Source organism: Herbaspirillum sp. CAH-3, assembly GCF_009668275.1.
GTDB classification, from domain to species: domain Bacteria; phylum Pseudomonadota; class Gammaproteobacteria; order Burkholderiales; family Burkholderiaceae_D; genus Herbaspirillum; species Herbaspirillum aquaticum.
On sequence record NZ_VSWE01000031.1, the window covers coordinates 15,993 to 29,112 of the forward strand.

At 63.0% G+C, this 13,120-nt stretch carries 11 protein-coding genes; 5 read left to right on the forward strand and 6 right to left on the reverse strand.

What is annotated here, in order from left to right; genetic code table 11:
• Window positions 1-84 precede the first annotated feature (84 nt).
• Window positions 85-978, reverse strand: a complete 894-nt coding sequence (gene gcvA, locus FYB76_RS25810; protein ID WP_154135523.1) for a transcriptional regulator GcvA — start codon at window positions 976-978, stop codon at window positions 85-87.
• A gap of 76 nt (window positions 979-1,054) precedes the next feature.
• On the opposite strand from gcvA, the gene FYB76_RS25815 reads away from it, so the two are divergent.
• A complete protein-coding gene (locus FYB76_RS25815; protein ID WP_154135524.1) occupies window positions 1,055-2,209 on the forward strand; it encodes an MFS transporter in 1,155 nt (384 codons plus the stop codon).
• 14 nt (window positions 2,210-2,223) lie between these two features.
• Here the strand turns inward: FYB76_RS25815 and epsC are convergent, their stop codons facing one another.
• Window positions 2,224-3,168, reverse strand: coding sequence for a serine O-acetyltransferase EpsC (gene epsC / locus FYB76_RS25820; RefSeq protein WP_154135525.1), 945 nt, complete (start codon window positions 3,166-3,168; stop codon window positions 2,224-2,226).
• 585 nt (window positions 3,169-3,753) lie between these two features.
• Between epsC and FYB76_RS25825 the strand changes: the two genes are divergently transcribed.
• Complete coding sequence (locus tag FYB76_RS25825; RefSeq protein WP_088754045.1) at window positions 3,754-4,128, forward strand: hypothetical protein; 375 nt, start codon at window positions 3,754-3,756, stop codon at window positions 4,126-4,128.
• 50 nt (window positions 4,129-4,178) lie between these two features.
• Here the strand turns inward: FYB76_RS25825 and FYB76_RS25830 are convergent, their stop codons facing one another.
• Window positions 4,179-5,894, reverse strand: coding sequence for a chloride channel protein (locus FYB76_RS25830; RefSeq protein WP_154135526.1), 1,716 nt, complete (start codon window positions 5,892-5,894; stop codon window positions 4,179-4,181).
• A gap of 255 nt (window positions 5,895-6,149) precedes the next feature.
• On the opposite strand from FYB76_RS25830, the gene FYB76_RS25835 reads away from it, so the two are divergent.
• The gene (locus FYB76_RS25835) at window positions 6,150-7,154 is read left to right on the forward strand and encodes a sulfonate ABC transporter substrate-binding protein (RefSeq protein WP_154135529.1); all 1,005 of its coding nucleotides are present in this window, start codon (window positions 6,150-6,152) and stop codon (window positions 7,152-7,154) included.
• Window positions 7,155-7,232: 78 nt separating this feature from the next.
• Here FYB76_RS25835 and FYB76_RS25840 read toward each other — a convergent pair whose 3' ends face one another.
• The 3 genes from FYB76_RS25840 to FYB76_RS25850 all read right to left on the reverse strand — a co-directional run bounded on the left by FYB76_RS25840 (window position 7,233) and on the right by FYB76_RS25850 (window position 10,904).
• Window positions 7,233-8,945: an acid phosphatase gene (locus tag FYB76_RS25840; RefSeq protein ID WP_154135527.1), complete on the reverse strand. Its 1,713-nt coding sequence runs from the start codon at window positions 8,943-8,945 to the stop codon at window positions 7,233-7,235.
• A 463-nt stretch (window positions 8,946-9,408) separates the two neighbouring features.
• On the reverse strand, window positions 9,409-10,125 hold the full coding sequence (locus FYB76_RS25845; RefSeq protein WP_088754049.1) for a Pr6Pr family membrane protein: 717 nt from the start codon (window positions 10,123-10,125) through the stop codon (window positions 9,409-9,411).
• Window positions 10,126-10,619: 494 nt separating this feature from the next.
• A complete protein-coding gene (locus FYB76_RS25850; RefSeq protein WP_154135528.1) occupies window positions 10,620-10,904 on the reverse strand; it encodes a hypothetical protein in 285 nt (94 codons plus the stop codon).
• Between the two features lie 84 nt (window positions 10,905-10,988).
• Here FYB76_RS25850 and FYB76_RS25855 point away from each other — a divergent pair, with 84 nt between their 5' ends.
• Both FYB76_RS25855 and purU read left to right on the forward strand, forming a co-directional pair.
• Complete coding sequence (locus FYB76_RS25855; protein ID WP_034338708.1) at window positions 10,989-11,510, forward strand: polymer-forming cytoskeletal protein; 522 nt, start codon at window positions 10,989-10,991, stop codon at window positions 11,508-11,510.
• Between the two features lie 351 nt (window positions 11,511-11,861).
• Entirely contained in the window at window positions 11,862-12,731 is an 870-nt protein-coding gene (gene purU / locus FYB76_RS25860; RefSeq protein WP_088754050.1) for a formyltetrahydrofolate deformylase, read from the forward strand.
• Window positions 12,732-13,120 lie beyond the last annotated feature (389 nt).

Sequence of the window (13,120 nt, forward strand, 5' to 3'; positions counted from 1 at the left end):
CTAGAGCGCAGGAAGAAATTCTGTGCAGACTACGCCAAACCGAACAACCAGAAAAGCACCCAGCCAAGACAAGACAAAACCAAATCAACCACCGATCAAAGCCCCGCGATATTCCCCAATCCATTTGGCAAACAATTGCGCCTCAGCCCCCGCCTGCAAGCTGATCCCAAGGTAGTAGGGCGCGAGGGTCAAACGCCATTCGGGGAAGGGACAAACAAGCCGCCCCGACCGCAGATCGTTATCCGCAAGAGATACAGGCGACAAGGCCACCCCCAACCCATCCATGACCGCCTGCAACACAAAATGCACGTGATCGAAATGCAGCATCGCCTGCGAACGTGATCGCTTCAAACTGGCCAGCTTGCGCCAGTCCTCCCAGTCATTGCGCCGACTACGCGACACCAGTACGGTGTGCCGCGCCAACTGCGACACATCCTCCAGCGGCATCGATTGCAACAGTGCAGGAGAAGCCACCAGCACCAGCTCATCCTCCATGAACCGCTGCACCTTCAGGGTCTCAGGCCAGTTGGTCTCCCCCCGCCGGATCGCGATATCAAACGAAGAGCCCGCCTTGCCCACGGTCGCCGTACTGGTCACCACCTGGGGCGCGATCCCCGGATACCGCTCCACGAAATCGGACAAATGCGGAATCAGCCACCGCACCGCAAACGAAGGCCGCACATTGATGACCACCGTGCGCGTAGGCGCATCCCGCATCACCCGCCGCGCCGCATTGGCCAGGATATCGAGCGCCGGACTGGCCTCCTCGAAGAACTGCCGCCCACGCTCGGTCAGCAAGACCTGCCGCGTACGCCGCTCGAACAAGGGCATGCCCAGATAGTCTTCAAGATTCTTGATCTGGCGACTGATCGCGCCATGTGTGACATTGAGTTCCTGCGCCGCAAGCGTGAAACTCTGGTGACGGGCTGCTGCCAGAAAGGCGCGGATGGCATTGAGCGGAAGAGTGAGATCGGCCATGCGTCAAATATTATCACGCATGCCCGGAATTAATATCGTTTGTCAGCCCATCCCGCGCAGCGCATCATCGGCCCCCATGACCACGCCAGACCACCGCCAGGCCGATATCGATTCTCGCCACGCCGCCATGTCGCTGTCGGCCGCCTTGCCTTGCGATATCGTCCTCTACCTGCTGCTCCCCATGTACGCCGCCCAGTTCCACGTCAGCCTCGCCGAGGCCGGCGTGCTGCTCGCGGCCAACCGTCTGGTGCGCATCGTCGGCTATCGCTGGGTCGCCAGCTTCTACGCACAACGCGGCGACCGACCCACCTGCACCCTGGCCGTCTGTGCCGCCATCCTCTGCGCCCTCGGCTATACGGTGGCCAGCGGCTTCTGGGCACTCCTGCCACTGCGCCTGCTCTGGGGCATGGCCTTCGCCGGACTGAACCTCTCCACCCAGGCCATGTCCACCGCCACCCCCCAAGGCGCAGCCCGCCGCTCCGGACGCTCGCGCGGCGTGATCGCCATCGGCCCCATGCTCTGGCTGCCCACCGCCGCACTGCTGGCCCCCCACATCGGACCGCGCATGGTGTTCGCGCTGGTGGCGACCACCGCGCTGCTGGGCCTGCTGGCCGCACGCCGCCTGCCTCAGCACGCCTACGCACCGCCCCAGCCCCGCCGCTGGAAGCTGCCCAATGCCCTCGATTGGTGGTCCTTCCTCGAAGGGCTGACGCTGGATGGCCTCTTCATCGTCGGCCTGGCCTACATGAGCAAGCAATCCTTCGGGGCCGACGGCGAACTGGTGGCGGGGATATTGATGGCGCTGCGCTACGCCGGGGAAATCGTCTTGAGCCCCCTGGGCGGCTGGCTCGCCGAACGCTTCGGCGCAGTCAAGGTACTGGTGACGCTGTCACTGGCGACCTGCCTTGCGCTGGTCGGGTTCGGCGGTGGTTTGCTGTGGCTCTTCGCCGGCCTGATCGTGATCCTGCGGGCCCTGCAACTGCCGTTGCTGGCCCCCATCGTCGCCGCCCGCACACCGCCCGCGCAGCGCGTCCATGCGCTGGCAGGAAGAGCGATCTGGCGGGATATCGGTGCCGGCATGGGGCCGATGCTGGCCGGGCTGCTGCTGCCGGTGATGTCCTCGCTCTGGCTCTACAGCCTCTCGGCAACGGCCCTGGCATTGGCCGCGATTGCCTGCGGCCGCGCCCCGGTGCCGCAGGCGGCGGCCACGCAGGGGCAGCAGGGCGGCTGAAAGCCGAAACGCCCTCAGGGCTGGCGGCAATCGCTCAACATCTCCGCCTGGGAGATGTTGCTGCCGGGCGGTACGCTGTGCGTGAGCCAGACGTTGCCGCCAATGACCGAGCCGCGCCCGATGGTGATGCGGCCCAGCAGCGTCGCGCCGGCATACACCACCACGTCATCCTCGACGATCGGGTGACGCGCAATCCCCTTGACCAATGAACCGTCCGGCTCCTGCGGGAAACGCTTGGCGCCCAGCGTCACGGCCTGGTACAGGCGCACGTTGCGACCGATGATGGTGGTCTCGCCAATCACCACCCCCGTGCCATGGTCGATGAAGAAGCTGGGCCCGATCTGCGCGGCCGGGTGGATGTCGATGCCGGTGGCCGAATGCGCGATGTCGGCGATGAGCCGCGCCAGCAGCGGTGCTCCCAGCTGATGCAGGGCATGCGCCAGGCGGTGATAGATGATCGCCGTCGTGCCCGGATAGCACAGCAGGATCTCCGAAATGCTGGAGGCCGCCGGATCGCCGTGATACGCGGCCTGGATATCGCTGACCAGGATGTCCCGCACCGACGGCAACTGGTGCGCAAAGTCCCGCGTGATGGCCGTGGCACGTTCACGCAGCAGGCCATCCTCTTCCACGTCGCTGCTGAAATAGAGGCTACGCCGCACCTGCTCGCGCAGGATGGACAACGCGGTATTCAACTGGCTCCCAACGAAATAATCGATGGTCTCATCGGATAAATCGGTATGGCCGTAATGCGTGGGGAACAGTGCCGCCTGCAGATGCTGCAGCAGCTTCTGCATCGCTTCCCGCGAGGGCAGCTCGCGGATCTCGCCGCGGTAGCGGATCTTGTTGGTGACTTCGCGCGAGGTACGCAGGCCGGCGACCACGGCAGACAAGCCCAGGCCCGCAGACTCGACCGAGTCAGCCAGCGCGTTCAGTTCGGGGATGTGAGTAGGTTCCATGCCCGCATCCTATCAAAAATGCGCGCGCGGTGCCGGGCAGGGCCGGGATGCTATCAAAGGGGGAATGCAGGAAGGGAAACAGGGGGAGAGAGATTCGCGGCGCCCAGTTCTATCTGAAAAGTGGCGCCGCTGTTGAATCTGCTATGGGTATGGACTTTAACCTTGAATGAAGGTTCCTGCAAAGGATCATTGCGCATATCCATATGCCAATTTGATCTGCCGCAAATCCTCCCCTCCCGGCCTCCCGGGCCGATGCGCATCGTCGCCCCTCAGGAATTTCCTGATCGGTTTGGCCCGCGCGTCAGGAAGCTCCCGATATGGGCCGGCCAGGCAAACACGTAAAGTTCACCCATACCAGATGCAGCAGTGGTGCTGCACCTTCCCGGCCAGCGGCCCGGAACGTGACTCTGGCCGAATTGTTGTGCCGACGTCCCGTGCATGCCGTGCCGGGACATCGCGACAGGATTACCGGGAAGCCCTGAGGGGGGCTTACTTTTGGGCGTACTTCCGCAAGGAAGTGCGCCTTTTTTTTGTTTGTGATGCAATACGGGCTCCATCAGAATTGTTAACCAGGGAGGAGCTTTCATGCCTGAGCTGTGTATTGTCCCGTCTCCACGGGCGCTGCTGTTGCTGCTGTCCGTCTTGCTGATTCCCGCCGCAGCGGCGCGCGCCCAGGTTCCCGTGGCGGTGCCGGCGGCCGTCCCGGTGCCGGCGGCGGCTGCGCCCACTCCGGTGGCCAGCGACATCACACGCAGCTGTGCTGCCGGCAGCGGCTGTGTGCTGACCTGCCTGAACATGGCTGCAGAAACCGTCATGACCGAGACCGCCACGCGGGCAGTGCGCATCATTTCGCTCTCCAACGGCAACAGCGAATTCCGCATGGACAACGGCAATGCCGGCATCAACGTGATTCTGGTTTCGCATGACAACCTGATGTGCAAGCTCAGCGGTGGCATTTGATGTACGGCCTGTTCGCACTTGATCGCTCGCAGATCAGGTGTGAAAAGCGCCTAGTTGCCGAGCAGTTTTTCCCTTACCGATTCTTCCTCTGCATGTGTGGCGCTGGCCCGCACCAGGTCGGACAGCGACAGCATGCCCACCAGCAGCCGCCGCTCCGGGCCCGCCACCACCGGCATGCGCGCCACTCCCTGGCGCGCCATCGCACCGGCCGCGGCGCGTGCGCTCAGGTGCGGCAGCAGATAGCCGCTTTCCGGCTCCAGCAAGGTGCCGCAGCCCTCGGCCGGATCAGCGGACTGCAGGCGGCTCAGGGCGACCATGCCGACCAGGCGTCCGTGGGCGGTCACCGGATAGTAGCGGTGCACGCGCTCGGCCCTGCGGCACAGCGCCAGCGCTGCACCGGCCGGCAGCACCGCCTCCAGCGCCTGGGGCGTTGACATCAGGTCGTCCACATGGACCCGCTCCAGCGGGTCGACCCCGTATTCGCGATGCACATGCAGCCCGCGTCGCGCGATCTTCTCGGTCATGATGGAGCGCTTCATCCACAGCACGTTCACGCCATAGGCCACGGATGTGGTGGCAATGAGCGGCAGCAAGGCATTGCCCGCATGCGTCAGCCCGAAGGCAAAGACGATGGCCGTCAGCGGCGCACCCAGCACGCTGCCCAGCACTGCGGCCATGCAGGCCAGCGGCCACAGTCCCGGCGAGCCGCCCGGCAGCCACGGCGAGAGCACCAGGCCCAGGCCGGGGCCCATCATCAGCAGTGGTGCCAGCACCCCGCCCGAGGTGCCCGAGCCCAGCGCCAGCAGCCAGATCACCGCCTTCACCAGCAGCAGGGCCAGCGCCGCCGACACCAGCATGTGCTGGTTCAGCAGGTCGGCGATGACGTCGTAGCCCACGCCTAGTGCACGCGGCTGCCACAACCCGCCGAGACCGACCGCGATGCCGCCCAGCGCCGGCCACCACATCCAGTGCAGCGGCAGGCGATGGAACCCATCCTCGATGCGATAAAGCGCCAGCGTCAGCACGGCCGCCAGTACCCCGCTGGCCAGTCCGGCTGCAAGGCAGGACAGCAGCGCCACCGGGGCGACGGGCGCGACATCCAGCGGAAACAGCACCCCGCCTTCGATCAGCCATGGCCGCACGAAGCCTGCGATGGCGCAAGCCCCTGCAACCGGCAGCAGGCTGCGCGGGCGCAGTTCGAACAGCAACAGCTCCACCGCCAGCAGCAACGCAGCCAGGGGTGTGCCGAAGATGGCCGTCATGCCGGCGCAGGCACCGGCGACCAGCAAGGTTTTGCGCTCGGCGGCGGTGAGGTGCATCCACTGCGCCAGCAGTGAACCGAGGGAGCCGCCGGTCATGATGATCGGACCTTCGGCGCCAAAGGGGCCGCCACTGCCGATGACGATGCCCGACGATAGCGGCTTCAACAACGCAACCTTGGGCGACATGCGGCTCTTGCCGAAGAGGATCGCCTCAATCGCTTCCGGAATACCGTGGCCACGGATCTTGTCGCTGCCGTAGCGCGCCATGAGTCCGACGATGAGGCCACCGATCACCGGTAGCAGCGCCGCGATCCAGCCCTGCGTGTGCGCGGCGGGCGAGCTGGCCTGCACCGACAGGCGCTGGAAGTAGAACAGGTTGGTGAAGAGTGCAATGAGCTTCAGGAGCGTCCATGCCGCGCCAGCCGACAGCAGGCCGATGGCCGCCGCGATGGCGCACAGCAGGGGGAGCCGCCGGTCGGCGGTGTAGTCGCGTTTGTGTTTCATGAAAGTGCCGGGTTCAGGATCGTTGGAGGCGCGTGGTTGTGGTGACGTCGCCAGGCTTGGAAGGGGCTGGGAGGCAAATATATCACAACATGATATAAATAGCCTGGCACTGGATCGGCTGTGGCTGGTATGCATGGCGCGACTTATCCGCTTTCCTTCTATGCACAGGAGGAATGATTCGTTCGCAGCCTGCAGGGGGCTGGCTAAGCTGTGAGCCTTGACGTATCGACCTCAACCATGAACGACGGAGTCCCCATGCCGCAGTACGAAGACAAACACCAGCGCGCCCTCGCCACCGTGGAATTGAACAGCAAGCGCCGCCGCCTCATCGGTGCCGGGTTGGCTCTGGGGGCTGCCGGTGCCGCTGCGGCCTTCAGTCCACGCCGGGCGCATGCGGCCACGCGGCAGTTGCGTGTGGGGTATCAGAAAGGGGCGCTGAGCATCATTCGCGCGCATGGCACGCTGGAGCAGCGGCTGGCCCCGCTGGGGGCCACCGTGAAGTGGGTGGAATTCAGCGCCGGCCCGGTGCAGCTGGAAGCGCTGGGTGCCGGCTCGATCGATTTCGGCGACGTGGGCGAAGCGCCGCCCATCTTTTCGCAAGCAGCCGGCACGCCCCTGGTCTACGTGGGCGCGACGGTGCCGCGTCCCTATGTGGAAGCGGTGCTGGTCAAGGACGACAGCCTGCAGAAGCCGGCGCAGTTGAAAGGCAAGCGCATCGCCCTGAACAAGGGTTCCAACGTGCATTACTTCCTGGTCAAGCTTCTGGAAAAGCACGGCCTGCACTATGGCGACGTGACCCCGGTCTGGCTGGCGCCGGCCGATGCGCGTGCGGCCTTCGAGCGCGGGTCGGTAGACGCCTGGGCCATCTGGGAGCCTTACCTGGCGGCGGCCCAGCAGACCTTGAAGGCGCGCATCCTGGCGGATGCGGATGGGGTGGTGAAGAACCGCGCCTATTATTTTTCGACCCGCGATTACGCCCGCGACAATGGCGACCTGATCCGCATCGCGCTGGAAGAGCTGGCCAAGGTCGATGAGTTTGCCAAGACGCGGCCAGATGATTACGCCAGCGAACTGGCGGGCATCCTCGGGCTGCCCAAGAGCGTGCTGGACGTGGTGGTACGCCGCTACACCTACGGCACGCTGCCGATCACCCAGGCCATTCTCGACGAGCAGCAGCAGATCGCCGATACCTTCCTCGATCTCAAGCTGATCCCGAAGAAGATCAACCTGCGCGAGACGGCACCGCCCTGGCTGGCTTAATCCACTCACGCTCCAAGAACAAGGCCGCCGCAGGAGCACCCTGCGGCGGCCTTGTCGTCATGGCGGACCTGAAAGGGATCAGGCCTTGAACTGCAGCGCGTTGGTCAGGTCCCCCATGGGTTGCTGGCCGCGCGCGATCATGGCGTCGTCACGTTGCTTGAGGCCATCGAGCTTTTCCAGGCCGAAGGTACGGGTGATGAGGCGCAGGATGGAAGCGGTGTCGTAGATTGTGTGATCGACCGTCCCCTTGCGGGCGAAGGGCGAGATCACCAGCGCCGGCACGCGCGTACCCGGACCCCAGCGGTCGCCCTTGGGCGGGGCCACGTGATCCCACCAGCCGCCGTTCTCATCGAAGGTGATGACCACCACCATGTTCTTCCACTGCGGGCTGGCCTGCAGGCTCTTGACGATGTGGGCGATGTGGCGGTCCCCCGAGGCGATGTCGGCGTAGCCAGCGTGCAGGTTGAGGTTGCCTTGCGGCTTGTAGAAGGTCACCGGCGGCAGGCGGCCCGCTTCGACATCGGCCAGGAAGCGGTTGGTACGCGACTCGTCGCCCAGGCCGCCATCCCGCAGGCGCTTGTTGCGCTCGGCGGGGTTTTCCGGACCCAGGTTCTTGAAGTAGTTGAACGGCTGGTGGTGGTACTGGAAATTGGGGATCTTGGGGATGCCCTTGGAATCCTTGAACTCATCCAGCGTGGCCTGCCAGGCGCCGGCATACCAGGCCCAGTCGATGCCTTTCTTGCTGAGCTTGTCGCCGATGTGCTCGTGCGTCTGCGGCACCAGCACACTGGGCTGGTTCGGTTCGGCATAGGCCGGGTTGTTGCGGTCGCGGCTCCAGGTCGGCCAGTACGGCGGGGCCATGGTGTTGACGGCGTAGCCGTCCGGCGTCAGCGCGCTGGGGCCGAACTTGGGCGGGCCTTGCAGGGCGCTGGCCGGGCTGCCTTCGGCAGGTACCAGTTCCGGCGAGAGCGGATCATTGTTTTTGGTCTTGGCCACTTGCGTGCGCGAGACCGAGCTCATCACGTTCGGATAGTAGGGGGCAGTGGCGCAGATCAGGTACTGGTGGTTCAGGAAGGAACCGCCGAAGGCGCCCTGGAAGAAGTTGTCGCACAGCACGAACTCGCGCGCCACATCCCACAGGCGCAGGTTGTAACGGGTATCCGCATAGTGGCCCATGGTCAGGCCACCGGAATCGGCCCAGGCCACGAAACCATCGTTCTTGCCACCGTTGATCTGCATCTGGTTCTGGTAGAACACGTGCCACAGGTCACGCGTGACCAGGCTCAGGGGCAGGGCTTCGCCTTGCGGGCCCTTGAGGGCGTAGGGGGCGTTGGGCAAATTGGTCTGGTATTGCTTGCCGCCGGCATAGTTGACGCCTTCCACGCTCTGGTCCTGGATCAGCACGCCGTTCCAGGCCGGCGGCAATTCCTTGAGCAGGCTGCCGTCCCGGTCGCGCTGCTGGTAATCCGATGGCTTGAGCGAGGAGAGCGGTTTTTCCAGGCCGGGGAAATCGGCGAAGAGATTGTTGAAGCTGCGGTTCTCGGCGTAGATCACCACGATGGTCTTGACGTTCTCGCGCAGGGCGCGGTCCAGCGCGGCGGACTCGGCCGGGTTGCCGCTGGGGTAGGGGACCGGTCCCTGGCCTTCGGTGGCGCAGGCGGCCAGGGTCGTGCCGGCACTGAGGGCAGCCATGCTGCCCAAAAAGCGGCGGCGGCCGGGTTGTTGCGGGATAGCGGGGGTATCGCTGGACGCAGGCTGGCTGCCGGCGATGTCGTCGTCGTGCTTGCTCATGGATGGGTTTCCTGTCGGATATTGTTGTGAGGTTTGGCGCGTTGCGGGGGCAGCTTAGCGCGACCTTGTGACAAGGATGTGTCTTTTCGCTCAGGCTTGCAATCAAGAAAATGACGAAACCTGCACCAAGAGACAGTGAAAGATTAGGTAAAACAAAGGCTAGGATGCAGTCCATGCGCCGCGCTCGGCCTAGAATGCGGCGACCGCCCCGGTTGCGCCGGGTATTCGAGGCCCGGGGACGGGTCAGGCGGGTCGGCCTTGCCAGGGGATGGCAGGCCGTGCCGATGCCGTTGCGGCTTTGTTTGTCGAGGGATTCATCATGCTTAAAGTTGTCCAAAATTTACTCATCGGTGCGAGCTACTGTGCCTGCATGCTTTTCATGCTGGTGTTGGCCATTTCCGAGCCACTCCGGTGAGATCAGCGGGCAAGATCCAGTGTTGCCCGCTACCGTCGCTGCAGTGACCTAGCGGCGCTGCAGGACCGGCTTGCCTGAGCGGTTGACCGCGATGAACAAGCCCATCAATGCCACGAAGGCCGCCAGCAGCAGGCTGGCGTTGAGGATCACGCGCGGGTAGCCGAGCGCGTTGACGTCGATGAAGGGGTACGGGTAGAAGCCCGAGAGCGCCCCGCGCCACAAGGTCAGCAGCAGGTAGCCCAGCGGGTAGACCAGCCACAGCAGCGACTTCCGTAGCGATGCCTGGAAGACCGGCACGAAAAAAATCCAGTACACGATCGCCAGCAGCGGCACCACGGTGTGCAGGCTCTCGTTGACCAGCGCCCGGAACCCGGTCGGGGTCCAGAGGTGGCGCAGCAGCAGGTTGTAGGCGATGCCCACGAAGGCGAGGTAGGTCACCACGGCCGAGATGACCGCAGGTTGCCGGAAGAACCTGCTCATCGGCGACTTCAACGACAGCGCCAGCGACGTAAAGCACAGGGCGCTCATGAGGATGGTGAGGTTGGTCAGGTACATGGTCAGCCGGTCCAGGCCATCGAGCACCCCGCCGCCGCGCGCCAGCAGGCGGTTGATGGTGATATCGGTCTGCGCCACGAAGGCGAACCAGCTGATGAGGGCGATCAGGGCGGCCAGGGTGCGTGCCGCGGTGGAATGGCGGCGCGCCGGAAAGAGGTGGGCGCCAAAGGAATCCAGCGATTCCGGCGAGGGGATCCTATCGTTGCTCATGGTGTCGTCAGGGAAGAGGGGGAGGGCCCGGCACGTGGGCTCAAAGCCGCCTGCGCCGGGCAATGGGTCACATCATAAATCGGCAGCCGCGCTTGTGCTTGCCCGATGACATTCCTTTTCAACGCTTACATCACGACACATCGTTCGCAGCCGCTTGGGCGGCCGGCGCCATGGTTGCTCGCCGAGGCCAACATGGCACCCAGGAGCATGAAACTGGCTCATCCGTAGAGTGAATTGTGCTCATCCGTGCCTGCCTCAGGTTTGCTGTCCGGCCAAATTATTTCCGGGGCAGGTGGTTCGCGAATTCTAAGTATTTTGACCTGATCGAAAAGCGAATGCAGATCATCATCGAAGTATTAATATTCGATGAAAGCCATATCCAGAGCGGATCTTGGTGATGAGGGTGTCGCCGTGAGGCGACGCCTGTGCTCTAACAACTGTTACATTTTTTTTAGTTACAAGGCGCTTCAAAATATAAATAATTTGCCCTGTAATTACTGCGAAATGCACCGCTGGAAAACAGTCTCCACTGTTACAAATTTGCGGTGAACTTTGCAAAAGGCATCCTGCCGAATCGCACAGGTTTCCTCGCGGACAATGTCCGGATGCATCGTGTTCGGGCGCTCCGTTTTGCTCCATTCCGAAGGTGGATGTTCGGGAGGGAACCTCTTTGTCGTCATGTCGGCCTTGTCGGCACTGCGACACGCCGCCCCATGTTGCCGGTCTTCCCGATGACCGTGCGGGGCGATTTCAGCCACCGCGCTTGCGGTGAGCGTCATGACCTTGTCGTGCGCATCTTGGCGCAGGCTTATTTTTCGCGCGTAGATTTTTACGCATCAGGCACACCCATTTCAGGAGATCACATGCTTCGCTCGGAATCCCTCTTCGGCAAACGCGAAACCAGTTCGACCAATTCCCCGTTCAGCAGTGCGGGCAACGTTTCTTCTACACCAGGCGGCAATGTGACCAGCGTGAACAAACCTACCCAGTATCCTTCTTCCGTTTCCAACACTGCGCCTGCCGCGACCGAGGAGAGCGGCAGCAAGCTGACCGTGGGCCCCAACATCAAGGTCAAGGGCGAGATCGAGGACTGCGACACCTTGGTCGTCGAAGGCAAGGTGCAAGCCACCATCAACTGCCGTGTGGTGCAGATTGCCGAGCGTGGTGCCTTCAAGGGTTCGGCGGAGATCGACCTGGCCGAGATCCGTGGCGAGTTCGATGGTGACCTCACCGTGCGCCAGAAGCTGGTGATCTATTCCAGCGGCAAGGTGACCGGCAAGATCCGTTACGGCAAGCTGGTGATCGAAGAGGGTGGACAACTGGCCGGTGACCTGCAGGTAGGCGGTGGTCACGAGCAGAAGGATCTGTTGCAGAAGACGGCATGAGCTCCCCTGCGGATGGTGGCGGGCACGCAGTCCCGCGCGCCGTCCGGTGAGGAGGCCTCTTGAGGCCGGGCCGGTAGTGTGTTTTTCCGGCTTTGTTTCTTTTTGGAAATAATTGACGGGGCAGGGCGCGATTTGTTGTCAAATCGTGCCGATCTGTCGTGATTTCTGTCGGAATGACCTCGCTTTGACGCGTCTGGCGTGCGTTTGCGTGTGCCGGATTTGTCCGCATGGCCCGGCCGTGCGACAATAGCGCCTTTCGTCCTTTTGCCCGGTCAGCCGGGCCGGTATCGTCCTTGCGTGGCGCTGCCGATGGGACGCTGGCGCATCTCGGTTTCATTCCTCAGTTCACTCATGGCTCACCCGGAATACATTCTTACCTTGTCCTGCCTGGACCAGCGCGGTATCGTGCATCGCGTCTCGGGCTTCCTGGCCGATCACGGCTGCAACATCATCGACTCGGCGCAGTTTGGCGATGCGCAGTCCAAGCTGTTCTTCATGCGCGTGCATTTTTCCGCGGAGGATGCGGGCGTGTCGGACGCGGCCTTGCGTGCGGATTTCGGCGTGCTGGGTGATTCGCTGCAGATGAACTGGCAGTTGCATGATGCGGGCAAGAAGCCGCGCGTGATGCTGATGGTGTCCAAGATCGGTCACTGTCTCAACGATCTGCTGTTCCGCTACAAGAGCGGTCTGCTGCCGGTGGAGATTCCGGCGATCGTCTCCAACCATACTGATTTCTATCAGCTGGCTGCGAGCTACAACATTCCTTTCCATCATCTGCCGTTGGCCACTGGCTCGTCCATCGAGACCAAGCGCGCCCAGGAACAGCGGATCATGGAAATCGTCGATGCCAACCAGATCGATCTGGTGGTGTTGGCGCGCTACATGCAGATCCTGTCGCCTGAGATGTGCGAGGCCTTGCGCGGGCGGGCAATCAATATTCACCACTCCTTCCTGCCCAGCTTCAAGGGCGCCAAGCCCTACTATCAAGCGCATGATCGCGGCGTCAAGTTGATCGGGGCTACTGCGCACTTCGTTACCGGCGATCTGGATGAAGGTCCGATCATCGAGCAAGGCGTCGAACGCGTGGATCATTCCATGGGGCCCGATACCCTCACTGCCATCGGGCGCGATATCGAATGCGTCGTCCTGGCGCGCGCTGTCAAATGGTTTACCGAGCATCGTATCTTGCTCAATGGACATAAGACTGTGATCTTCAACTGATCTGATTGTCTTTTTCTTGAACGCCGTCCGGCCTTGGGTTGGGCGGCGTTTTTGTTTTTGGTTTTTGTTGTCTTGGCTGGGGGTTTTTCCGGTTGTTCGGTTTGGCGCAGTCTGCACGGAATGCTTTCCTGCGCTCTAGCTTAATTCTTATCTTTCTCCGGTCGTGAGGACGCGCCGGGGGCGGCCCGGCAGCCGCTCACTTTTCTTGTCTCGCCAAGAAAAGTAAGCAAAAGAAGGCGACCCCAAAGAGCCAGCCCTCCTACGGAGGGTCCCCGTCGCAGCGAAGCGAAAAGTGGGAAGGATAGAGTCGCTTCGCTCCGACTATCCTTCTGATCCACTTTTCGCTCCGCTGCGACGGCTGGCTCTATGGGGACGGCAACCCCCACGGG

Excerpts from the sequence above, each read along its gene's own strand:
- FYB76_RS25835 (WP_154135529.1), top strand. The coding sequence starts at position 6,150 with ATGCCGCAGTACGAAGACAAACACCAGCGCGCCCTCGCCACCGTGGAA.
- epsC (WP_154135525.1), bottom strand. The coding sequence starts at position 3,168 with ATGGAACCTACTCACATCCCCGAACTGAACGCGCTGGCTGACTCGGTC.
- FYB76_RS25815 (WP_154135524.1), top strand. The coding sequence starts at position 1,055 with ATGACCACGCCAGACCACCGCCAGGCCGATATCGATTCTCGCCACGCC.
- FYB76_RS25855 (WP_034338708.1), top strand. The coding sequence starts at position 10,989 with ATGCTTCGCTCGGAATCCCTCTTCGGCAAACGCGAAACCAGTTCGACC.
- purU (WP_088754050.1), top strand. The coding sequence starts at position 11,862 with ATGGCTCACCCGGAATACATTCTTACCTTGTCCTGCCTGGACCAGCGC.
- FYB76_RS25830 (WP_154135526.1), bottom strand. The coding sequence starts at position 5,894 with ATGAAACACAAACGCGACTACACCGCCGACCGGCGGCTCCCCCTGCTG.
- FYB76_RS25825 (WP_088754045.1), top strand. The coding sequence starts at position 3,754 with ATGCCTGAGCTGTGTATTGTCCCGTCTCCACGGGCGCTGCTGTTGCTG.
- FYB76_RS25845 (WP_088754049.1), bottom strand. The coding sequence starts at position 10,125 with ATGAGCAACGATAGGATCCCCTCGCCGGAATCGCTGGATTCCTTTGGC.
- FYB76_RS25850 (WP_154135528.1), bottom strand. The coding sequence starts at position 10,904 with ATGACGCTCACCGCAAGCGCGGTGGCTGAAATCGCCCCGCACGGTCAT.
- gcvA (WP_154135523.1), bottom strand. The coding sequence starts at position 978 with ATGGCCGATCTCACTCTTCCGCTCAATGCCATCCGCGCCTTTCTGGCA.
- FYB76_RS25840 (WP_154135527.1), bottom strand. The coding sequence starts at position 8,945 with ATGAGCAAGCACGACGACGACATCGCCGGCAGCCAGCCTGCGTCCAGC.